Below are 23,127 nucleotides of genomic sequence, written 5' to 3'. Positions count from 1 at the left end.
TTTAGTTTATTATAGGGGCTCGCTGGAGTCTAATTATAGGGGCTTGCGTCGCCCCCTCATCCAGCCAAGCTGGATGAGCCTCCCCCTCAACGCTCGCTTTCGCTCGCTGGGGATTCATCATAGGGGCTCGCGTCGCCCCCTCCGTCGGCGAAGCCGCCGGAGCCTCCCCCTCACGCGCGCTTTGCGCGCTGGGTGGAGGAAGTCCCGTCGTCGCCGGGTCTGTTTGGAAAAATGCGTTTGGGGCGATGCCGATGATCAGGAGGATCAAGAGCGCGATCGCCAGGGGGGCGGTTTCGCCGCCGCGCAGGTCGGTGTATCGGATGTCGGCGCGGGGGGGGCCGAAGAGGAGGCGCCGCATCAAATTGACGAAAAGCCACGACGCCCCCAGCCAGGCCAGCACGATCACGGCGAGATCCCACGACACCGGGAGCGACCGGTTCGTCAGCATTTCCATCAATCCAGAAAAGAGGCCGAACGGCGGAAGCCCCATCGCGGCGGTCACCAGGAGGGCGAGCAAGAGGGCGAAGCGGGGCATCGGCTTCGCGAGCCCGCCGATCCGGTCGAGATCCAAATCGCCGTATCGCGTCCGCACCGTCCGCCAGGCGAAGAGGAGCCCCCCCGTGATCAGCGCCGCGGCGACGGCGTAGAGCGCCCCCCGCGGCGCGCCGCCGGCCGCGCCGGCGAGATACCACCAGAGAATCGAGAAGAGGGCGACCCCGCCGTAGGCGAGCAGCCGCTCCACCCGGAACTGGGCGATCGCCTTGACCATTCCGTAGAACGCGCCGAAGAGGGCGAGCAGGCTGATCGCCCCGCGGATCTCCGTCGGGATCTCCGGAAGCAGCCCCCCGATCGCGTAGAATCCCGACAACGGGAGAAGCAGGGCGAGCAGCGCCGGGAAAACCCCCGGCAGCCGGGTCAGCGCCGCCACATAGAGCCCGTGCAGCGGAAAGAGGGGAAGGAAGAGGACGGCGACCAAGAAGATCGCGAGGTTTCCGGCGGAGAGATCGTTCACCCGTGCGGCGGCGGGGAGGAGCCGCTCGAGGGCGACGCCGAACGCGATCAGGCCGACGGCGATTTTAAACGGCATGCTCTGGTCGAGCCGGCGGGTCCATCGCTCCCATCTTCGTCCGAGCCGCGCGTAGAAGGCTTCCAGATACGTCCGGTTCAGGAAGAAAACGTAGAGGTGGGTCATCAGCGCGTTGGTCCGCTCCGGCATCCGGATCGCGAAGCCGTGGCTCCTCGCGTAGATCACCACCCAGCCGGAGAGGATCAGCAGCGCCGTCACCGCGATCAAAAAGTCGAAGAGCCATCCGTTCAACGCGGCCGCCTGGAAATAGCCGGCCGCCTCTCCCGGCGCGGGATAGAGAAAGTGGGTCAGCCCCTCCGCCGCGAAGAGATAGGTCAATACCACCAGGAGCATCGTGAAGAGCATGAGCGCCGCCACCTTCCACGACGACACCGCCTGCAAGCGGTAGAGGGTCAGGATCGCCTGGGAGGAGGTGACCCAGATGAAGAAGAGAAAGATCACCACCCCTTGCGAATCGATCAGGGGGATTTGGAGCACGCCGTGCGCCGTGAGGACGAGGATCAACGGGAGGATGAGGGTCATGAGGAATCCGGCCCCCCAGGTGAGGCGGGAGAAATCCCCCTTCTCCAGGGCGAGCTCCACCTGATCGTGTTTGTCGTGCAGCGGCGGATGTCTCGGCTCGTGTCGGGCCGCATGGATGATGTGGCCGCTGTTGAGGAAGACGGTCGCTTTGAAGAGGCCGTGGGCGATGAGGTGGAAGATCGCGAGGGCGAAGCCCCCCAGCCCGCACTCCATGATCATGTAGCCCATCTGCCCGACGGTGGAGTGGGCCAGCGTCTTTTTGATGTCGTTCTGCGTCAGCATCATCGTCGCCCCGACGAGCGTGGTCACCGCGCCGATCAGCAGGGCGAAATGGAGCGTGACGGGGCTGAGGCCGTAGAGCGGGGCGAGCCGGTTCATGAGGAAGCCGCCGGCGTTGATGATCCCGGCGTGCAGCAGGGCGGTCACCGGCGTCGGGGCGTAGAGGTTTCCGGCCAGCCAGGTGTGCATCGGAAACTGGACCGACTTGCTCATGGCGCCGATGAAGATCAGCAGGGTGATGACCGTCGGCGCGCCGATTGAAAATCCGCCGAGCGAAAAGCTCTCTTGCATTTCGGCCGCTTTGATGAAGAGCTGCGGGAATTCGAGGGTGCCGTAGGTCCGATAGGCGAGGACGACCCCGGCCAAAAAGGCGACGTCTCCGATCCGGAGGATGATATAGGTTTTCCCGGCCGCTTGCACCGACGCGGGGTGGGAGTAGTTGTGGACGAGGAGGTAGAGCATCCAGCTGATGAGCTGCCAGAAGACAAAGAGCATCAGAAGGTTGCGGCTGGAAACCATGCAGAGGAGGATCACGGTCATCAGGTTGAGCAGGCCGTGGAAGCGGGCGCGGCCGGTCTCCTGCTCCATGTAGCGGATGGCGAAGCGGAAGATCAGGAAGCCGATGGCGCTGACGAGCACCATCATGACGGCGGCGAGGCGGTCGATATAGAGGCCGAATTGGAAGAGGCCCCCTTCGGCGGGGGAGAGGGGGACATGGATTGGCTCGGTGCTCGCGCCGGCCTGGTAGAGGACGAGAAGGGAGATCGCGAGCGACGCGATCTGCGCGGCGGTGCCGATCCGATAGGCCTTCCGGCCGATCTGCCTTTCGAAGAGGCCGATCGCCACGGCCGCGGTAAGCGGCCCCAGAAGGATCAGCAATGGGTAGTACGAAACCGTCATCTTCCTCCGTGGTTTGTGATTTCTATCGTCAATGCGGGGAAAAAGCGTCGGTAAAACGCGGATAACAAAAAAAGCCGACCCAACCCTTCAAGTATTTGAGTCGGCTTATAGCCTGACCGATCCTAACTTTTCAGGATCCTTCGGGCTATCTCCCGCGTATGGAAATTAAAAACCAGGTGGGTGTTCCAAGTCAAGGGAAATTAACGGGGAGAGGGGCTTAGAGTTGCCAAGTTGGGATGAAAATAATGATGCTCTCTTTGAGTGTGGATGATCGGGGAAGCGGTAGTTTGGACTGCACGAACGACATGTTGTGCCCCAGAGGCTACTCCCATGCGGCTTCGGGCCATGAGATAACTCTGATTTTCCAATTACCCTTTACCGCATCTTCCATTGTGAGCCGTTCAGGGCTAAGATCGCTGCCTGTGGCAATGCTGTAGTAAATGTTGCCGGCACCCATTACGACATCGTGGTGCGCAGCCCCAAATTCCATGTCCTTGCCACGCTTCGTGATAATGTCTTTGACCCGATCACCGACACGCAGGCCATGGACGTCCTTTATCTCTGGGCTTCGGACTTGAAGAATAGAGATGGAGACCTCCGATGTCGTTTTTTTGCTTTCAGCCGATTCTTCAATAAAAGACTTAATCGTAAAGAGGACTTCTCCGTTGGGTTTCGAAACCTCGAAGTAGTGAAAGTCAGGGGAGTCTCCCTGACCTATGTCGTATTTAACGACTAGGTTGGGGAAGAGCTTCTTAAGCTTTGTCTCTGACACCTTGGCGGGCCTGCCTGTCAGCGGCAACGGACCTAGAGCCGTTGGGCTAAGGATGAGTGAATCTGCGGCGAAAACGCTACCGGCCACTAGGACCGTTATCAGCAGAGCTGAAGTCTTGGCGAGCATTTTCATTTTTGGGGCACAATGTTTGACATGAGGGGCTTGTGGAAGCAAGCGAAGCTTGCTGGAACACGTCGCCTCGATGGAAGGGTTAGGTTTCATACAGGCGCCTCCTGACCCAGCGCTCAACATATTGGCCATCCTTTGCATCGAGGCGATAGGTGTCGCGCTGGACCCATTCAATGGCCCCCCGCGTGAAAGTACTGGTGGTAACGATGATGCCCTTGGTAACACGATCACGTTCGACAACCGCTGAGAGTTCTCGCAGGTGACTAAGCTGTACCTTCCGATTCGTCGAGTACTTCTTGGCTTGCCAAATGGCTTTAAGAGCGCCGAGGATGGGGTCTACTCGTTCTGCGAGCACGTCAATGCCGCCATCTCTCGATCCCTGCATCAGGGTGACATTCCACCCGTGGGTTTCCAGAAGTTCGGCGATGAGGTGCTCGAATTGACGCCAACCCAGCTCCGAAAGTAGCTTGCCTTCGCGTAGAAGCTTGTCTGCAAGCAGAAGGTGGCTTGGCGAGTTGGCGAGAAAGACTGCCGCAGGCACAAGCGCACTATTGGGTGTCCAGACCTCCCGGTCTGGTGTTGGCGGGTTAACGTGGTCGATGGCGTGATAGAAGACGAGGTCGGCGGCTTGCCATTCTTGAGTGTCGGCCCAGGAAGCGATGTGCTCGCGGAATTCGAACAACCAATCATCAGAGGCGACGGCGGTACTAGCGAAGAAGCCCAACAGTCCAGGGTCGGTTAGGTGGGAGACAGTTTCACCGTCCAGCAACGGATTGCTAAAAAGAAAGTCGTCAATCTCGTCATCAGTCGGCTCCTCGTCTTCCGGCCGTACGTAGTCGTCGGCGTTTGCCTCGCGAGATGCGCGATGCATTGAGATCGACGCGGCAATGCCTTCGCTCACGAGATCTCGCAAGAACTGGGCGGTGACGGTTGGCATCCGTGAAACCTAACGCCCGGCATCAACGGCGCCCAACAGCAAGCACAGCGCCGCTGTTGGGCGTCCGCTGGATGCCGAAGTTAGACCCCTTTTTCCTGTACACCATAGCGGATAAACTGCTCCATCGCGTTCGGGCCGTCGGTAGCGAGCCCCTCAGCCTGCATTGCGCCATACCAATTCACAAGCGCCTGCTTCATCCATGCGGGGTCTTTCTTCCAGACTGGACCAATGTGTTCCATCCAGAGTGCAATTTCGCGCGCGGTGTGCTGGTCCTTCCCCGCTAACGCCTTTGCGATCTGAACGAGCATCCGCGCGAGTCCTTCATCAATGACTTCCCACGGCAGTGCCCAGTGGGCGTTACCGAGGCAATCCGTATAGAAGCCCAACTGCTTGAGGTTGTCGAGGACGAACGGATGATCGGACGTCTCGTCGAACAGAGGCCTCAAGTCATCCAGCCTTCGCGCGCCTGCGGCGGCAAGCTGCGGTAGCAGCCAGGCGATGTTCTTAGAAGTGTGAGACCGGTATCGCTTCCAAACCTCCAAAGCATCCGCATCGGTTCGCGCAAGAGCAAGTTCCCTAAGTATTGAGACTTTTCCGGCTTCCTCAATAGAGAGCGCGGCAACAGACGCAGCTGTTGGGAAACGCCCAATGCTGACAAGCGACTCCGCGTCTTCCGATAGACGACGCGCATTTCTTGCGGCAGCATTCATCCCGTCCGCGATCTGACCGGGTGTCAACCTACTTCGGTATGCATCGAGTTTCTTCTTCACAGGCCCTCAGGACACCGGAGGGTCTAACGTGTTGCATCAGGGGCTGGCCAAGAAGCGGCGCGAAGCGACGCTTTTGTCTGTCCGAGTGAATTTGCCTTATTAGATATCATTTCTCATTCCAATATAAAGACTGCACGTGTTAACACTTGTAAAGGGGGATAACGAAACATTTTGTTGCTTGTGAGTACCTCCGTACTCCTTTCTTTCACGTTCGTATCGACCTTTATAGTATTTTGAAATCTCGTTCGGAGATGAAGCGTCAAATTCAAAAATGTCTTCTGTTAACGACCCATCTTTCTTTTTGTACCGCAACCCAATAACCAAAATTCCTTGCTCTGGTTTGGACAAATTGACTTGATAAAGCTCTCCGTCATTTTTGCGAAGCTTAATACACCAGGACACTAGTAGGCCTGGGATAGCTTTCAAAACTTCCGCGTCGCCGGTTTCGCGCGCTCTACGATGAAGTTCTTCGATAATCTCGTATTTCGATTTCATGACCGCTAACGTGAAGGTCACCGGCACTGCGCGGCTTTATCGCGCATCGTCCGGTGGACCGCAGGGTTATGCCTCATGTTTTCTCGCCAAGTATGTAGAGAGCGCAGAAACGATACCGACAACCAACTCAGCTTCCTCAAAGGTTGGCTCCCTCCCTTCGCGAATATGGCGCGCATTTTCTGATGCGTACCCCCAAGCCTTTGAAATTGCCTCATCGAGAGGGCGAGGCACGATATTTCCGTAACGTTTCATGATGTCGCCGAGATTGGCCTTTCCGTCACCACATGCCTCGCGGGCGACGCACTCAAGAGCCGCCATTGAATGTTGAATAGCCCCGGTTACATCCGGCGAGGGACGGCGAGACAAGTCACGAAGCGCCTCATGTAGTTCATTTCGCGCGGTACTAAGATTTCGCGTCTCCAATGCGCGTTCAGCGGTGACAACCACTTCCTCGAACACCTCGGGACCGCGCATTTCGATGACGCCCCCAGACAGCTTCCAGCCGATGCCGTTTTCAAGGCAGTAATCGTTCAACTCGCTCTCGAATTTCGCAGCATTGTAGGTATATGGTGCTTCGCGCATCGCAGCGGCGAGCCCCTCAATAATGTCGTACACGCGGTACCAGGCGCAGTCGTCAACGAGATTGTGTACTTCACGATCAATGTTGGGGTATGGGGACCAATTGTTTTCGTCTGGACGTTTGCGGAGTAGGCGACAAACCACTTCTCGAAGGCTGTGCGGACCAAACCCGCACTCGTAGGCCAGTTGAACAAGGACGCCGCGCAGTTCGTGCGGCGCGTCCTGCCGCACAGAGATTTCCTTCTCATGTGACTCGTGGTACCCGTGTCTCTTTGAAAATCGGTCAGTCATCGCAGCGGCCATTCATGAGGCATAACTATAATTCGACGTCCCAATCATTTCCGCCAACTCTGCTAAAACTGCCGCCTACTCAGACCTTACGGAGGGCAAATAATGTCACAAGCGGTTGAATCGACGGTGCCTTCGGCTGGGCCACCCTGCCCGCGTGTTCGCCGGCCTAATTTGAATCGGGCCTGTTGGCTTTGGAAGGGGGGTATCTACCGCAACACCCTCTGCGCGATGAGAACCGCTCGTCCTCTCGGAAAATCTTTTCGGGATAAAATCCAGGTTCCCAAGAGGCCGCACGGCTTTTCATGACTCGCTCTGGATGGATAGGTAGGTAGGACCACCAGCATCTTAGCTTTTTCTAAGGTGGGTGTCAACAAATTCCTATCCATAATGATTCCGGCCGAATGTATTCCGAAGGTAGCGATTATTTTACGACGACATCGCGATCGAGGATTGCGACTTTAATAATGTATTCTGGTCTGGGATTCACAAATCACTTTTTCAGGAAGGAAGATTAATCTTATTTTTTCATAATTGGAGAATCTTGAGCGGCGAGATTTCGGAACGGCCCAGACACATTTTGTTTGGCGAGAGCGACCTCGATGGCAACCTTACCTGCCAGAGTCTACTTCAAATCGCTTTTCAAGATTTTCCGATAGAGAAAAAATAATCACCCGTTCTCCGCTCTTCGTGCTGATGTCGGTATGAAGGCTGATCACTTTGAGGCCGGTCATCTTTTCGATCAGCTCCGAGAGGAGCCCGCGGCCTTGCTCCAGGAGGTTGGAGCGGACTTGTTTGATGAGGTTGGTTCCTTCCGGGTTCTTCGCCAGCTGCTGCTCGGCGGGGGTGAGCACCCCCTTGAGGCGGAGCAGGATCATGTCGTTGATGATGTAGGCCTGCGTTTCCTTGGGGCCGCGGCCCATGTAATCTTTTTCGAACTGAATGATCGCGTTGCTGATCTCCGCCTCGACCTGCCCCTTTGTTTTTCTTCCCGTCGGCATGATTCTCTCTGATAGACGAAATGACCGCTTCACTTTACATCAGAAAGCCGGACGCGTAAAGCGGAAATTGAACGGACGGGGCTTTGCCCCGGACCCCACCTGTGAGGATCAAAGTCGTGGGGCTGCTCGCCCCACCCCCCGCCACGGGGGTTGCGTGCCCAACCCCCTTTGGATTCCCAGGGCAGCCGGGGGGAAAGTACCCCCCCAGCTCCCCCCGTTTTACGGTCAGAACTCGCTCAACCACGGAAGGACACCGATGGATTGTGCTTCAGACAGCTGACCTTGTAAGGTAGATGAAACATCTTGATTTGTAGTGGGCCTCTACGTCCTCGCTCCACCCATCCCCCAGTGGGTCCCTTTCGCTGCGGGCGCAGAGGCCCACAGAAGATAAATCAATTTCAAATTCAAAATCAAAATAAAAACAAAATAGAAAGACCCGGCGCGTCATGGGCGTCCTGTGCCCCCTATCTTCCTGCGTTACTTCTGTCAGACGTTCCATCTACCGCTTTAGGTCGCCCTGTCTGAGGGGCAGCCGCGCTGTTTTTGCGTGGATGCGCCGAGTTCGACCGTATGGGGGGAATCCAAGGGGGGGGCTTGCCTCCCTCTGGTGCCCCTTGGGAAGCCGAAGGGGGTTGGGCAAGCAACCCCCGCGGTGGGGTGTGGGGCGAAGAGCCCCACGACTTTGATCCTCGCGGGTGGGGCTTGGGGCAAAGCCCCATTCCAATCCAATCTAATTTGAACTTAAACAAAGAAAAAAGGTGACGTTCAAGACGGGATCGATCGGGCGAGCGCGGAGAGCGCTTTAGCCAGCCGTTCGGGATCGACCGGTTTGACGAGATAAGTATCAAAACCGGCCATCAACGCCTGTTGTCGATCTTCGAAGCCGCCGTAGGCGGTCAACGCAACGGCCGGAATATGCCGCCGTCCCTCCGATTCCTCCTGCCGTAACCGCCCGATCAGGACATATCCATCTATACCCGGCATGGCAATATCGCTGACCAAAACATCCGGCTTTAGAGAATCAAGGGCGCGGCGCGCCTCTTCCGCCGATCCGACCGCGGCGACCTCGGCCTTGCGCTGCTTCAATACCAACGTGACAAGATCCCGGGCATCGGCCTCATCGTCCACCACGAGCACTTTGATCCCCTCCAACATCGTCGAAGGCGCTTCCTCGGAGCGCGGAAGATTTCCCCCTCCCGTCCGGATCGCCCGGACGGGGAGCTTCACGGTAAACGTCGCCCCTCGACCCGCTCCTTCACTGGTCGCCTGGACACTCCCGCCGTGCAGCTCCGCGAGGTGGCGGACGATCGACAAGCCCAAACCGAGGCCGGTGTGAGACCGGTCCGGGGAAGACGCTCCTTGCCGGAACCGCTCGAACACAAAAGGAAGAAAGTCGGGAGGGATGCCGATTCCGGTGTCGCTGACCGTCAGCGCGACATAGGGGGGAATCCGTTTGAGTCCGACGCGAACTTCCCCTCCTTCAGGGGTAAACTTGACGGCATTTGAAATGAGATTCCATGTCACTTGCTGGAGCCGATCGGGATCACCCACGAAGGGAGCGGCGGAGGGATCCAGGTCCGATTCCAGCCGGATCCCCTTTGCATCCGCCGCCGGCCGAACGGTATCGACGGCGGCCTCGATCACTTCAATGAGATCGATCGGCCTGGGATGAAGGCGAAGTTTGCCGGTAATAATCCGGGAGACATCGAGCAGATCTTCGATCAGTTGGACCTGTATTTTCGCATTCCGCTCGATCGATTCGATCGCCCGCGCGGCCTGCGCCTCGTCGAACATGCCGGAGCCGAGCAGTTGCGAATAACCGAGGATCGCATTCAACGGGGTCCGAAGCTCATGGGAAACCATCGCAAGGAATTCATCCTTCGAGCGGTTGGCCTCTTCCGCTTCGAGGCGGGCCTTCTGCTCTCGGATCAAAAGATCGTTCCGTTCCTCCTCCGCCCGCTTCCGCTCGGTGATATCGCGCATCACGACGGAGTAGCCGCTCAGGCCTCCGGAGGCATCGCGAAGCGCCGTGACAACCATAAGCGCCCAAAAGATCGACCCGTCCTTCCGCATCCGCCAATCTTCTTCCTCGAAGCGTCCCTCCGTCGCGGCGATGCGGAGCGCTTTGTCCGGTCTTCCTTGCCTGATTTGTTCGGGAAGATAAAAATGGGAGATCGGCTTTCCGAGGATCTCTTCCGCTTGATATCCCTGGAGGCGCTCGGTCCCCGCGTTCCAACTGATCACCTGTCCCGATGCATCGAGCATAAAAATCGCATAGTCTCTCGCCCCGTCGATCAGGAGGCGGAAGCGCTCCTCGCTCTGGCGGCGGGTTTCTTCGCTGCGCCGCGCCGCCTCCATATTGGCCTCGGCTTGACGCTTGGCGGAGTGCAGCGCGACCGTCAACGCGGTGATGACCGATCCTTCTAATATAAAGAGACTGAGCTGAACGGTCTGGCCCGGCGTGTAACGGAGAAAACCGTAATAAGGAGAGAGAAAAACGAAATCGCTGATCAAGGTCGATAAAACCGTCGCCATCAGCCCGGGCCCCATGCCGCCGTACCAGGCGCTGACCATGACCGCGATGAGGAAAAGAAGAAAGGGGGTCGTCTCGGTCACGAAGGGGTTGATGAGGAGTCGTAACAGGAAAATGAGCGCGACCGAAAACACCCCCACTCCATAGCGAAGCAGCGGGTGGCGGGGCGGCTTGGTGAATTTGCCGTTGAGCGTCAGTGACATCGATCGACCTCTTTTAATCATTATCGATATCAAATTATGAAAGTGAATGCAAGTAACAGCGGGCGCGGGTTACTTCTGCTCGAAGATAAAGAGCCGGCCGATCGACTCGGTGTATTCTTTCCATTCCGAGAAACGGCTGAGCTCATAAGCGGCGAGAGGAGAATCCTTCATCTTTTCTTGGATGACCGCGGGAAACCCTTTGGAGGAGGCCGGTTTGAACGAGATCCGGTCCCGGATGACGGTGAAAGAGGGAGAGGAGTCGGCCCCGCCGGTCAGCAAGAGACGCCCGCGCGTTGAATCGATCCGCAGAACACCGATGAGATATCCATAAGGAATCAACAGCGCGGCGCGGTGATGATCGGCCCAGGCCAGTTTTTCCCATTCGAAGGGGGCGGCGGAGGCCGGATCGGAGGTGGCCTGCTCGGTTAATGAGAGCCATTCCAAGGGGGTCCGCTCGTAAATACAGAGGTAGGCGTCATACCGGAGGACATTCCCCATCCCGATCCCGGTTCCAACCTGCTCGATGCCGTATCCGCAGGAGAAGGGCTCGATCCCGAACTCTCGGGAGAGGCTCCTCTGCTGGCGTGTTTCAACCGGCGTTGCGGCAAGGTCTTCCCGAGAGATATGAAGTTGGTGGGAAGAAGAATCGCCGCCGCCGAGGAGAAGAGAAGGGGAGACGGCTTGACAGCTCCCGAATGTAAGATACGCTTCATGACAAAAGACGGCGGGAGCGCCGAGGTGATTTTTGAAAACAGTCGAAAAAGGCTGCTGTTGCCCGATCAACATCGATCCCTCCGTTGCGCCGAGCATAACACAGTCGGCGGTAAAGAAACACTGTCCGAGTCCCCGCCGTTTTGATGATCTACGTCACTTTCTTTAGAAAATTTAAATAAAAATGGATCGATCCGGCTTTTTTTGTGTTACAATGCAGCGGCCTTTTCATTTTTTTCTCGTTTTAAAATCCTCGCATCGGATATAATAATATCAACTTCTCTGTATCGGTTTGAGGTTCTATGCGAAAAGTCGGATTCGGATTAACCCTTTTTTTCTTATCGCTCTACCTCGTGTCGCATTGGCTGCCAGAGGAGGATTCCCCCGAGGGGGAAACCGGCTCGGTGAATGAAGAATCGGCCGAGGGATCGTCCTCCGAGATCGCCCCCGATATCCTCTCCGCCCTGGCCCCGGAGAGCCCCGAAGAAATCGTAAAAGAAATCGTAAAGGAGCATACGTTCAAATCGGGCGATTCGCTTTTTGCGGTTCTCTCCGTCTTGGGGATTTCCGATGCGGAGATTTTCGATATCATGAAAGCGGCCAAAAAAGTGTACGATCTAAGGAAGATCATCCCCGGGCAAAAGATCATCGTCTTCTTGGAAGAGGCCCCCCAGGCGGTCGGTAAGATGTTGTATCAGATCGATCCGTTCCGCTCCCTGAAGGTGGAGCGTTCCGAAAACGGGTTCCACGTCGTGGAAGAGAAAACCCCTCTCGAACGGGACCTCGTCAGTCACAACGGAGTCATCTCGGACACCCTCTATGAATCGGCGCGGCGCTCCGGGGTGCCGGCGGAAGTCATTCTCGATCTCTCCGATATTTTCGCCTGGGACGTCGACTTCAGCACCGAGATTCAATCGGGCGATCACTTCCGCGTCGTTTATGAGGTGTTTAAAAACGAGGAAAAGATCCTCCGGACCGGCCGGGTGCTGGCGGCCGAGCTGATCAACCAAGGGAGCGCCTATCGCGCTTACCATTTCTCGAATGACGACGGAAAAGGGGACTACTACGATGGAAACGGAAGGTCGCTGAAGAAGGCCTTCTTGAAATCGCCTCTGCGTTACCGCTACATCAGCTCCGGATTTACGACCAAGCGCTTTCATCCGGTTCTCAAGGTGAATCGGCCTCATTTGGGGGTCGATTATGCCGCTCCCCGCGGCACGCCGGTCATGGCCGCCAGCAATGGGACAGTGAAGTTCGTCGGCTGGAACGGAGGACACGGGAAAACGGTCATTATCCAGCATCGAAACGGATACAGCACCCTTTACGGACATCTCTCAAGTTACGGAAAGGGGATGCGGAAGGGAAAAAAAGTCGAGCAGGGAGAGATGATCGGACGGGTCGGCTCGACCGGACTGAGCACCGGACCGCACCTTCACTACACCCTCATGCGGCACGGCAAACCGATCAACCCGAAAAACGCCGACGTCGTTCGGGGGGAGCCGCTTCCGAAAGCGTGGGAAGCTCCCTTCAAAGAAACGGTCGAGGAGATGAACCGCCACCTCGATTCTGGATCGCCTGGAAACGGCCGGATCTAAACCGCTTCATCTTGTTCGACGACAGATCGACGCATCTTATTTTTCGTAAACCGTTTACCGCATTGAACACCGGCAGCGCGGACCGCTCTGCGCTGCTTTCTCTAACCCCACCTATTTTCACGTTTATTCTCCTTTCCGATTTGACAATCCGAATCCCTCTGTTAGATTTGTAAAGGCGACTGCGGAAGGAAACCTTTCGCACTCCAACTCGGTTTATCCCAAAAACGAACGGAGATCAAGATGCGTCGATCCATCATCATGTCGTCATGGCTCGTCCTATCTACTTTCTTCACACCGCTCGCCTTTGCAGCGCCGGAGTCCTTCTCTGAGTTGAGCGAAAGGGTCGAGAAGATCGAAGAAAAAAACAAACGACTGGAAAAGGAAATCGGAAAACAAAGAGAAACGATCGATTCTTTATCCCCAATAACAGATGCGTTGGGGCGAAACAATTTACCCGAGGGGGATGAGACGCTCCATCTTTACGACGGAGAATCGGAAGGTCAGGACGGCGGAATTTCGGCGCTGAAAATAACGGGATTTTGGGATTTTGGTTTCAATGCCAACATCGGCGAAGACGAACACAGCAAGTCGTTTACAACAGGGGAGCTCGATTTGTTCCTCACCGCTGAAATTTCGGAAAAGGTCAGCTTTTTGACGGAGATGGTCTTTTATCCGGTGGCGGTCCAAAACCGACTCGTTTTCGAGATGCAGCGGGTCATTCTGAAATATTCATTCTCCGATCTTGTCAATCTGCAGATCGGCCGAATGCACACGGCTTTGGGATACTGGAATCATACCTACCATCATGGAACATGGCTTCAAACCACCGTTCTGAGACCCGAAATCTACCGCTTCGATGAATATGATCACGGCCTCTTGCCGGTGCATTCCGTCGGGGTTGAATTCTTCGGGACAAAGGCGTTGCGCCCTCTTCATTTGGAATACCATCTCGGGGTGACCAACGGTCGGGGCAAAACGACGAATGCGGCCGATGCGATTCAAAACCTCAGAGACGACAATGATTCAAAGGCCTTCAACTTCTTGCTCGGCCTCACGCCGCGGCTGATCGAAGGGCTTCAGGTGGGGGGAAGCCTTTATCTCGACAAAATACCCGCCGATCCGACCAACCCGACGAGAGTAGAGCCGATCGACGAGCGGATTATGGGAGCCTATGCGGTCTATTTCCGTCATCAGGCCGAGCTCCTCGGAGAGATTTTTAAGATCGATCATCACGATCAAACATCGGGAAAAGATTTCGACACGATCGGATTTTATCTGCAGGGGGGGTATAAGACGGACGAGTGGACCCCGTATTATCGGTTCGATCGGGTGAATTTCGGGGAAGGGGATCCTTATCTGACTTCCAAGCAGATCGATATCACGAAACATACCTTCGGACTCCGGTGGGATCTGTTTTCCTGGAACGCTCTGAAAATGGAATACGGGTTTGCTCGCAATCCCGGTGATGAACGGTCTCAATTCATCAACCTGAACTCTTCCGCCACTTTTTAGCCAACGGTCGGTGTTGAAAAGCTTATCGCTCACCATCCTGGTAATCCTATTGACCTTCACCCTGTGTGCCGGCGCGTATGGTTTAGAGCTGGCCGTCATCGTGAACAAAGAGAATCCGATCGATGATCTGTCGTCGGAAGAGTTGATCCGGATTTTCAAGCAGGAAAAACAATATTGGGATCAGCGGAAGAAAATTTATTTCCTGATGCAGGAAACCGGGAGCGTTGAAAAAGAAATCGTCCTCCGGAAAATCTACAAAATGGACCCTGAAGCGCTGAAGAAATTTTGGCTGGCCAAGATGTTCAGGGGAGAGATCTCCTCGTTTCCCAAAACGCTCAGATCCAACGGTGCGGTGAAGCGTTTCATCAGCCGTTCTCCGATGTCGATCGGGTACATTGATGCCGCGGAAACGGATGACAGCGTCAAGACGCTTTCTATCGACGGAAAACGGCCGGGGGAACCGGGCTACTCTCTCGCCGATCGGTAGCCGCTGAAAGGCGTTATGAAGATTCGGACAAAGACGACCCTTATTTTTCTCACCTTCTCCCTGATCCCATTGGTCCTCATCGGCGCCTTCGCTTACAAAACCGGTCAAACCGCCATCATGCAAAGCCTCGGGGGAAGCTTCCAGCAGATTGCGAATCAAACGATCGACAAGGTGGACCGCAGCCTCTACGATGTCCATCGCAATGTAAAAACGTGGGCCGAACTGGAGCTCATGGAAGAGGTGATCACGGGCGACCTGGATGGAAGGATCTCCTCCTTCCTGATCCGATTGTCTGAAGAGTACGGCTCTTTCTCCTCGATCCATGTTCTCAATACGGATGGAACCATCATCGCCTCCAGCCGTCCGGATCGGATCGGGTCGGAATTCAACCAAGAAAATCTCTTCATGAAAGCGATCCGAGGGGAGGGGGCCATTCAAGATGTCCGTGAGGAGGACACCGAGAAGGGATGGGGGGTGACCTTCGCCTTCCCGATCCGATCGAAATCGGAAAAAGAGAAGGTGATCGGCGTCCTCACCGGAAGATGGAAGGCGGATGAGCTCGCCAAGATGACCCAGGTGGTCCAAGGGGAAACGGGATCGCCGCGTCTGCTGCTCATTCGCGGAGACGGCTTGGTCATTTCCGCTCCCGAGGCCGAGCAGGAGATTCTCTTTAAACGAAACCTGGTCGAGTTCAAGTTGCAATCGGCCGCGTCGGCCATCCGAAAGGGAAGGGGATATTTGATCGAGAATGACGAAGAGGGGAGAGCGTCTCTCATCGGCTATGACTATTCAAAAGGTTATCGCGATTTTCAGGGGCTCGGTTGGAGCGTCCTGGTCGTCAGGGATCTTAAGGCCGCTTTCGAACCGATACAACGACTGAAGTGGGCGATCGTGACCGTTGTGTTCGGCGTCGCCATCCTCGTCCTGATCGTTTCGGTCTTCGTCACGCGAACATTGACCGATCCAATTCTGGAGATCTCTCAAATCGCAAGCCGCGTCGCACAGGGAGACTTCGAAGGCAAAGCAAAACCGCTTTCGAAAGACGAGATTGGATCGTTTACCCTGACCTTCAACCAGATGATCGAGGACCTGAAAAAGCAACGAGACCAACTGGTCGATAAAAACTACGTCGATTCCATCATCGGGAACATGATCAACAGCTTGATCGTGATCAATACGGAAGGGTTGATCGAAAGGGTCAATAAAGCCACGCTCGATCTGCTTGGATTTACCGAGGAAGAACTCATCAACCGGAAGGTCAGCCGGATCTTCCCGGACGACCTGCTTACGATGGCGATGGCGCTGAAATCGCCGACGGAAAAAGGGTTCCTCAACAATATTGAAACGACTTATTTTGAGAAGTCGGGGCAATCAATCCCGGTCTTCTTCTCCGGCTCCGCCATGAAAAACCATCAGGGAAAAATAGAAGGAATCATCTGTGTCGCGCAAGACATTACGGAGCGGAAAAAGTCGGTCGAGCGTCTGAACTATCTCGCCAGCCATGACGCGCTGACGAATCTGCCGAACCGAACCCTTTTTTACGACCGGCTCGGTCAGGCGATCTCCCGGGTGGCATGGCGGAATCGGCTCGTGGCGGTCCTCTTCCTCGATCTCGATCGATTCAAAGTGATTAACGACACCTTGGGCCATGCCGTCGGCGATCTGCTTCTCCAAGAGGTCTCGAAACGGCTCGGGCTCCTTCTCCGCAGCGGAGACACCGTGGCTCGCCTCGGCGGAGACGAGTTCGTGATTATTCTGGATGACGTGGCCAAGGCCGAAGATGTCGCGAAAGTCTGTCAAAAGATCTTGGAGAGCCTCTCAAAACCCTTTTTACTTAAAGAGCATGAGCTCTTCATCACCGTCAGCATCGGGATCAGCCTCTTTCCCAACGACGGTCGAGACGCCGAGACCCTTCTCAAAAATGCCGACACCGCCATGTACAAAGCCAAAGAACAGGGGCGTAATAACTATCAACACTTTTCCCCGAACATGAATGTGAAGGCCCTAGAGCGACTCGCCCTTGAGACCAATTTGAGGCATGCGTTGGAACGGAATGAATTTTTGCTTCATTTTCAACCTTTCGTCTCCTTGGCCACCGGAGAAATCGTCGGAATGGAGGCGTTGATCCGTTGGCGACACCCCGACCTTGGAATGGTCTCCCCCGCTCAATTTATTCCGCTCGCCGAGGAGACCGGCCTCATCGTTCCAATCAGCGAATGGGTGTTGAAAACAGCGTGCCGACAAAATAAAACGTGGCAGGAACTGGGGTTGAGGCCGATCCGGATGGCGGTCAACCTCTCGGCGCGCCAGTTTTACGAGAAAGATTTTCGAAAGGGGGTCGTCGCCACCCTTCGAGAGACCGGACTCGAGCCGCATTACCTGGAGCTCGAGCTGACGGAAGGGACGATCATGAAAAGCACCGACGTGACGATCACGGCGTTGGATGAATTCCACCAACTTGGAATCGCCATTTCAATCGACGATTTCGGCACCGGTTACTCCTCCCTCAACTATCTGAAACGGTTCCCGGTGAATAAGCTGAAGATCGATCAATCGTTTGTCCGCGATGTCGTGAAAGATCCGGACGATGCCGCCATCACCAATGCCATTGTGGTTCTCGGTCACACCTTGCAGCTGAAAACGATTGCAGAAGGGGTGGAGACGCAGGAACAGCTCGATTTTTTGCGTTCCATCGGATGTGACGAGGTGCAGGGATATCTCTTCAGCAAACCCCTTCCCGCCGAAGAAGCGACGAAAGTACTAGCCGAGGGAAAACGTCTCTAGCTCCGGCCCCATGTCAGGTAAAAATCATCGCGGTCGGTTCGACAGAGGCGGAGAGCGCTCATCTTTCTTTTCCGTCGAGCCGGGCGACGGCGGCCGCAAGCTGCGCCGGTTGGACCGGCTTCGAAAGATGGGTCTGGAAGCCTGCCGAAAGAATTTTCTTGCCGTCTTCCGTTCTCGAATAGGCCGTCAGGGCCAAGGCGGGAATGTTTCCCCCTTGCTCCGGCGCCAGCGCCCGGATTTTCCGAATCAGGTCATATCCGTCTTCTTCGGGCATGGCGATATCGCTTACCAAGATATCGGGGCGCGCTTCCGCAAAGACTCTCATCGCTTCTTTCACCGATCCGACCGCTGTGACCTCCGCCTGACATTGTCTGAGGGTCGTCATCACAACATCCCGCGCATCCGCTTCATCATCCACCACCAGCACCCGCAAACCATGAAGCAGGATCGGACGCTTCTCCGAATCGACGTGTTGGATCACGGTCGAAAGACGCCGCGTCTCCTCCTTCATCCGGACCGATCGGCCGGGTAATTTAACGGTGAAGGTCGCCCCTTTTCCTTTTCCGGGACTCTCCGCGGAGACGGTTCCTCCATGAAGTTCGACAAGATGGCGGACAATCGCCAGACCCAGGCCGAGGCCGCTATGCGTGCGGGTGCTTGAGGAGTCGGCCTGCCGGAACCGGTCGAACACATAGGGAAGAAAATCGGGAGCGATCCCTATTCCGGTGTCGCGAACGCGGATTTGAACGTCGGAATCGATTTGATCCGCCTCAATGGAAACGCTCCCTTGCCGGGGGGTGAATTTGATTGCGTTGGAGATCAGATTCCAAATGACCTGTTGAAGCCGATCGGGATCTCCCAAGACGGAGATCGACGGATCGGAGAGGCGCGATGTGATGGAAATTCCTTTCGCGTCGGCGGCCGGCTGAACCGAATCGATGGCCGCGCGGAGAACCGGGGCGACCTCCATTTGGCGGGTCTCCATGTGGAGTTTTCCGGTAATGATCCGGGAGACGTCCAGAAGGTCCTCGATCAGTTGCGCTTGCGACGTGGCGTTCCTTGAGATCGATTCCAGGGCGCGCCGCTTCGTCTCCGCGTCGAGATCCTCTCCTTGCATAATGTGGGACCATCCCAATATAGCATTGAGGGGGGTTCGAAGCTCATGGGAGACCACCGCCAGAAATTCGTCCTTGGCGTGGTTTGCCTCCTGGGCCTGCCGGTAAAGGCGCGCATTCTCGATGGCGAGAGCGGCCCGCCGGGCAAGGTCCTGCGCCAGGGCGAGATCCTTGGGGCTGTATATGCGGCCGGACTCGGCGGAAAGGAAGGTCATCGCTCCGATCGGACGGCCCTGAAGGATGAGCGGAACGGTCATCATCGATCGAGGCCCGATCTCCCGCAGCAGTCGAAGATGGGCTTCATCCCGGGCGGATCCGGCCAGATTTGCGTCGGAAATTTCCGTGTAGATCTCAGGACGGCCCGACCGCAGCACCTGCGGCACCCCCTCGGCCTGATTCGGATCGATCGGATAACGTTCCTGGATCTCCTGGAGCCGTTTCGCCTTTTCCGGATCGACATGAGACAACGCGACGGGATGGATCGATCCATCCTTCTCGACGATGCTGACGGTGCACCCGTCGGCCAGGCGGGGAACGGCCAACTCGGCCAGGCGGGTGAGGATCGCCTCGTATTCGAGGGAGGAGGTCAGAAGCGCCCCGGCCTCGGAAAGAAAGGTCAGCCGCTCTTGGGCCGCTTCGGCTTCGATGCGCGCCGTCTGCTCTCGGACCAGTTGCTCCCGCTCTTCCTCGGCCTTCTTCCGCTCGGTGATATCTTCGGAGATGCCCAAGAGGTAGAGCGGTTTTCCTTCTTTGTCGTAGAGGGGGATCTTCTTGGTATGCAGGATCCTCATGCCGAGGCGCCGGGTCTGGATCGGCTCTTCCGGAATATCGACCAGTCGGCCCTCGTTGAGCACCTGGCGGTCTTTAGAGACGAAAAAATCGGCCTGTTCTTTCGGAAAAAAATCATAGTCGTTTTTTCCGATCAAATCCTCTCTGGGGTAGCCCAACAGCGCTTCGCCGGCTTTGTTGAATCGCACGAACCGAAGCTCCTGCGCCTCCTTCACGAAAATCATGTTGGGAAGGTTTTCGACGATGGAGTTGAGAAAGTCTTCCGCGCGTCGCAACTCCTCTTCCGCCTCGCTCCGCTCCGTAATGTCCTGCCCGGTGCCGATCATTTTTATCGGTTGGCCGTCCGGGCCGCGATCCACCTCCCCCCGCGCTTGAAGCGTCCGGACGGCGCCGTCGGGACGAACAATCCGGTGGGAAAAGCTGAACGACGGTTGGTCGGAGAGCGCCCGTCTGATCATTTCCTGCGTGCGGAAGCGGTCGTCCGGGTGCACACGATCGAGGAATATTTCATAAGTCATTTCTGAAAACTGGGGGGTGAGGCCGTAGATTCGGTAGAGCTCATCCGACCAGGTCACTTTGTTTTCTCGAATATCCCACTCCCAACTTCCGAGGGAGGCGATTTCCTGCGCCATGGCGAGCTGATGCTCGCTTTTTCGGAGCTGCTCTTCCGTCCGGTTCTTTTCGGCGATCTGGTCCTGCAGTTCCGGATTCGCTGTTTCCGGCGGAGCCGTCCGATCGACGCGCCGCTTGGACGCATGCACGACCGCGGCGAAAGCGCTGATCGCGATCCCTTCGAGAATGAAGAGGCTGAACTGGATCAGAGTGCTCCGGTCGAATCGTCCAAAGGAGTGGAGGGGAGGGAGGAAAAAATAATCGGACGCGGCGGCGGCGAGGAAAGTCGTTACGAGGGCGGGTCCCGGTCCGCCGCGCCAGGCGCTGATGAGGATCGGGACAAAAAGAAGGAGGAAAGGCCCTTGCGCACTGAAGACGGCACCCGCCCATTCTTTAAGGAAGAGTGCGATAAGCAAGACCAGCGGGCCGAGGCCGTACCTCAACAGGAGTCGATGATGTTTCCCGAACATTTATTTCTGATAGCCCTGTTTGAGTATAATTTTAACAGATAATTCATTATATCGACACTTTCCGAAAAATCAAGGCTTTGAAAATCTGTTGCCCCTTCTCTCTTTGATTTTATATAATTTTGAGTGATGGGGAAAGCGAATGAAGATCACCGACAAAACGGCATTGATCGTGGTGGACGTTCAGAACGACTTTTGTCCGGGAGGGGCTCTGCCGGTCTCCGCGGGAGATTCGGTCGTATCCATCCTAAACCGGTATGCCGATCTTTTTGTAAGATCGAATGCGCCGATTTATGCGACGCGCGATTGGCACCCGGAAAATCATCTCTCTTTTAAGGAGCGGGGCGGCCCCTGGCCGCCGCATTGCGTGCAAGGAACGGAAGGGGCCGAATTTCACCCCCGTCTGACCCTCCCGAAAAACGCGACGATCATCTCGAAGGGAACCGATCCCGACAGGGAAGCTTACTCCGGCTTTCAAGGGACGGACCTGACGGAACGGCTCAAGCGGCAGCGGATCGAACGGCTCTTCGTCGGAGGCCTCGCCACCGATTATTGCGTGAAGAACACCGTCCTGGATGCGCTCAATGCGGGGTTCGAGACGGTCCTTTTGGAAGACGCCTCGCGCGGCGTGGAGGTCCAGCCCGGCGACAGCGAAAAAGCGGTCGAAGAGATGAAAAAGAGGGGGGCTTCCGTTGCGACGATCGATCAGATCGATCCTCCAGGTTAATGACGTTCTTCCTCGAAGGTGTTCTCTTCTCTCTATTCAGGTTTGGGATAAACCAGATAAATCGGTTTCTCCGAGAGAGTAAACCTCGCCGGAAGGGGTCCGATCGTTTCCCCGTCTGCATGAATGATTCCTTCTCCCGCCGCTTCAATCACCTTTCCCTCAACATATTGAACTTCTTTCCCCGGCTTCCTCCGGAACAGAAGGGGAAGAAGCATGCCGAAATATCCGAGCGGACCCGCCGGTTTGACGAGACAGAGGATGAGCGAACGGGCCCGGAGATCCGACAAGGGTGAAAAGATGAACGGACCCGCGATCAGCCTTGCCCGTGCGACGACCCCCGTCGAGCCGGTATAAGAAGCGCCGTCGGCTGTAAAATGCAGGATCGGATAGCGATAGACGAAGAGGCCGATAAAACCGAGGATGAAATAGACCCAGAGCTTCGGGATTTTTCGAAGCAGGGCGCTGCGCCGCTCGACCCACCCGCTGACATACCCGTCGAACCCGGCGCCGGCCAGGAGAACAAAGTAACGATGCGCCTTGGCTCCCGAAGGATTTTCCTGCCGGGTCACTCTACCGAGAAAAATCGGTTTGGCCGTTCCGCTCAGAAGGGCCTGGTACGCCTTCCAGGGATCGAGCGGAAGGCCGATCTCGCGCGCCAGGCCGTTTCCGGTTCCGGTCGGTAGAATTCCGAGCGGGGGAGAAGGCGTTTGATCCGATGCGGGATCGTCTTCATCGATCATCCCGTTCACGATCTCGTTGATCGTGCCGTCTCCTCCCGCGCAGAGGAAAAGGGTCCATCCATCCTTCCGTTTCTCCTTGACGAGCCGCGTGGCGTCCCGGACGGCGGTGGTGTAGATAATCTCGAGAGAGGAGGCCGCCCGGCGGAGATGTTCGATGATCCGGCCGAGTTTTTTTCTCTTCAAGCGAGATCCGGCCGCCGGATTGACGATCAACAGAACCTTGGCGAGCGAAAGGGAGGGGATGGCTGCTCCGGCGGGGTTATTCTTCTTTTCCAATTCGGATATCGGTAAAGTAACTTTCGGCGGAAGAGTCGGTGTCGTCCGAATCGATCATGATGGTGATCCCCCCGATCTCCGGAGGCTCTTCTCCGAAGAGGGTTTTATAATCCTCGTAGACATTTCTCGTCTCCGTCACCCATTTGCCCAGATTTTCGGGACCGCTTTGGAGAACGATGTAGCGGGTGTTCGACGATTTCCGACTGGTGATTTCGGCCATCTTGGGAGCGCTGCTCTCCCAGAGATAACCGACGAGCCGGGTATTGACCATCTTGGGGAATCGGGGGAACATCACATACATCTGGGCGGCTTGGTCGTCTTTTTTCTTGTCCCGGACATCGGCCCCTTCCGGCAGCCGGGTCACTTTCCACCGCCAGGAGAGAATAGGGGTCTTCTTTGGATTGAGCTCTTTCTCCCGGTAGACGCCGAAGCTGTTGCCGTCGCTGACCAGGCGAAGCGCCGTGACCCCCTCTTCTTCGACCGTCTCGATCTTTCGCGTGTTGCCGAACCATTGCTTGAGCTCCCACCCCTTCGGGAGCCCCTCTTTATCGAGACCCCCGGAAAAGTCCTCTTGAAACAGATCCGCTGCAAGAAGGGTGAGGGGGAATACCAGCAGGATGATCATGACACCCAGACGAAACAATCTATTTCTTTGAATAATCATCTCCAACTCGACTCCGAATTTTAGAAATAATACCATAATTTTAGTTGAAAACAGAACCGGTTTGATATAATGATAACAACTGTTGTCAAAGGGCAATCTACCGAGAATCATGGATCTGCACTTACTGACTCCGAATCGGGCGCAAGCGAACGG

16 protein-coding genes are annotated in these 23,127 nt (G+C 56.2%); 5 read left to right on the top strand and 11 right to left on the bottom strand.

Translation table 11 applies throughout. From position 1 onward, the window contains the following. Nucleotide 1: 1 nt before the first annotated feature. From MNODULE_RS18025 to MNODULE_RS17990, 8 genes are all read right to left on the bottom strand, one after another. The gene (locus MNODULE_RS18025; protein WP_168062451.1) at nucleotides 2-2,788 is read right to left on the bottom strand and encodes a proton-conducting transporter transmembrane domain-containing protein; all 2,787 of its coding nucleotides are present in this window, start codon (nucleotides 2,786-2,788) and stop codon (nucleotides 2-4) included. 322 nt (nucleotides 2,789-3,110) lie between these two features. After that, nucleotides 3,111-3,782: a hypothetical protein gene (locus MNODULE_RS18020; RefSeq protein WP_168062449.1), complete on the bottom strand. Its 672-nt coding sequence runs from the start codon at nucleotides 3,780-3,782 to the stop codon at nucleotides 3,111-3,113. Then, nucleotides 3,772-4,626 (bottom strand): restriction endonuclease, encoded by an 855-nt coding sequence (locus MNODULE_RS18015; RefSeq protein WP_168062447.1) that lies wholly within the window; start codon nucleotides 4,624-4,626, stop codon nucleotides 3,772-3,774. The genes MNODULE_RS18020 and MNODULE_RS18015 overlap by 11 nt, the downstream gene beginning before the upstream one ends. 80 nt (nucleotides 4,627-4,706) lie before the next feature. Continuing rightward, nucleotides 4,707-5,396: an AbiV family abortive infection protein gene (locus MNODULE_RS18010; protein ID WP_202882255.1), complete on the bottom strand. Its 690-nt coding sequence runs from the start codon at nucleotides 5,394-5,396 to the stop codon at nucleotides 4,707-4,709. 561 nt (nucleotides 5,397-5,957) lie between these two features. Beyond that, nucleotides 5,958-6,761: an AbiJ-NTD4 domain-containing protein gene (locus MNODULE_RS18005; RefSeq protein WP_168062445.1), complete on the bottom strand. Its 804-nt coding sequence runs from the start codon at nucleotides 6,759-6,761 to the stop codon at nucleotides 5,958-5,960. A 608-nt stretch (nucleotides 6,762-7,369) separates the two neighbouring features. Further along, nucleotides 7,370-7,759 (bottom strand): Na-translocating system protein MpsC family protein, encoded by a 390-nt coding sequence (locus MNODULE_RS18000; RefSeq protein ID WP_168062443.1) that lies wholly within the window; start codon nucleotides 7,757-7,759, stop codon nucleotides 7,370-7,372. Between the two features lie 765 nt (nucleotides 7,760-8,524). Beyond that, entirely contained in the window at nucleotides 8,525-10,495 is a 1,971-nt protein-coding gene (locus MNODULE_RS17995; RefSeq protein WP_168062440.1) for a hybrid sensor histidine kinase/response regulator, read from the bottom strand. A 69-nt stretch (nucleotides 10,496-10,564) separates the two neighbouring features. Further along, on the bottom strand, nucleotides 10,565-11,281 hold the full coding sequence (locus tag MNODULE_RS17990; protein ID WP_168062438.1) for a hypothetical protein: 717 nt from the start codon (nucleotides 11,279-11,281) through the stop codon (nucleotides 10,565-10,567). A 227-nt stretch (nucleotides 11,282-11,508) separates the two neighbouring features. Between MNODULE_RS17990 and MNODULE_RS17985 the strand changes: the two genes are divergently transcribed. The 4 genes from MNODULE_RS17985 to MNODULE_RS25115 all read left to right on the top strand — a co-directional run bounded on the left by MNODULE_RS17985 (nucleotide 11,509) and on the right by MNODULE_RS25115 (nucleotide 17,584). Further along, nucleotides 11,509-12,801, top strand: a complete 1,293-nt coding sequence (locus tag MNODULE_RS17985; RefSeq protein ID WP_168062436.1) for a M23 family metallopeptidase — start codon at nucleotides 11,509-11,511, stop codon at nucleotides 12,799-12,801. A gap of 240 nt (nucleotides 12,802-13,041) precedes the next feature. Further along, the gene (locus MNODULE_RS17980; RefSeq protein WP_168062434.1) at nucleotides 13,042-14,313 is read left to right on the top strand and encodes a hypothetical protein; all 1,272 of its coding nucleotides are present in this window, start codon (nucleotides 13,042-13,044) and stop codon (nucleotides 14,311-14,313) included. Nucleotides 14,314-14,326: 13 nt separating this feature from the next. Beyond that, on the top strand, nucleotides 14,327-14,800 hold the full coding sequence (locus tag MNODULE_RS17975; RefSeq protein WP_168062432.1) for a type 2 periplasmic-binding domain-containing protein: 474 nt from the start codon (nucleotides 14,327-14,329) through the stop codon (nucleotides 14,798-14,800). Between the two features lie 15 nt (nucleotides 14,801-14,815). Further along, on the top strand, nucleotides 14,816-17,584 hold the full coding sequence (locus MNODULE_RS25115) for an EAL domain-containing protein (RefSeq protein ID WP_168062430.1): 2,769 nt from the start codon (nucleotides 14,816-14,818) through the stop codon (nucleotides 17,582-17,584). A gap of 58 nt (nucleotides 17,585-17,642) precedes the next feature. Here the strand turns inward: MNODULE_RS25115 and MNODULE_RS17965 are convergent, their stop codons facing one another. Beyond that, entirely contained in the window at nucleotides 17,643-20,570 is a 2,928-nt protein-coding gene (locus MNODULE_RS17965) for a hybrid sensor histidine kinase/response regulator (protein WP_168062427.1), read from the bottom strand. A gap of 139 nt (nucleotides 20,571-20,709) precedes the next feature. Between MNODULE_RS17965 and pncA the strand changes: the two genes are divergently transcribed. Beyond that, nucleotides 20,710-21,294 carry a bifunctional nicotinamidase/pyrazinamidase gene (gene pncA / locus MNODULE_RS17960; RefSeq protein WP_168062424.1) on the top strand — a complete coding sequence of 195 codons (585 nt, stop codon included), beginning with the start codon at nucleotides 20,710-20,712 and terminating at the stop codon, nucleotides 21,292-21,294. Nucleotides 21,295-21,326: 32 nt separating this feature from the next. Here the strand turns inward: pncA and MNODULE_RS17955 are convergent, their stop codons facing one another. Both MNODULE_RS17955 and MNODULE_RS17950 read right to left on the bottom strand, forming a co-directional pair. Beyond that, nucleotides 21,327-22,310 (bottom strand): diacylglycerol/lipid kinase family protein, encoded by a 984-nt coding sequence (locus MNODULE_RS17955; RefSeq protein ID WP_168062421.1) that lies wholly within the window; start codon nucleotides 22,308-22,310, stop codon nucleotides 21,327-21,329. Beyond that, entirely contained in the window at nucleotides 22,294-22,953 is a 660-nt protein-coding gene (locus MNODULE_RS17950; protein ID WP_168062419.1) for a DUF3047 domain-containing protein, read from the bottom strand. The genes MNODULE_RS17955 and MNODULE_RS17950 overlap by 17 nt, the downstream gene beginning before the upstream one ends. Between the last annotated feature and the right edge of the window lie 174 nt (nucleotides 22,954-23,127).

The sequence above is a fragment of the Candidatus Manganitrophus noduliformans genome (assembly GCF_012184425.1).
In the GTDB taxonomy this organism is placed as follows: domain Bacteria; phylum Nitrospirota; class Nitrospiria; order SBBL01; family Manganitrophaceae; genus Manganitrophus; species Manganitrophus noduliformans.
Note: the sequence above shows the minus strand (reverse complement) of the source record. Positions and strands in the feature narration are given on the sequence as shown.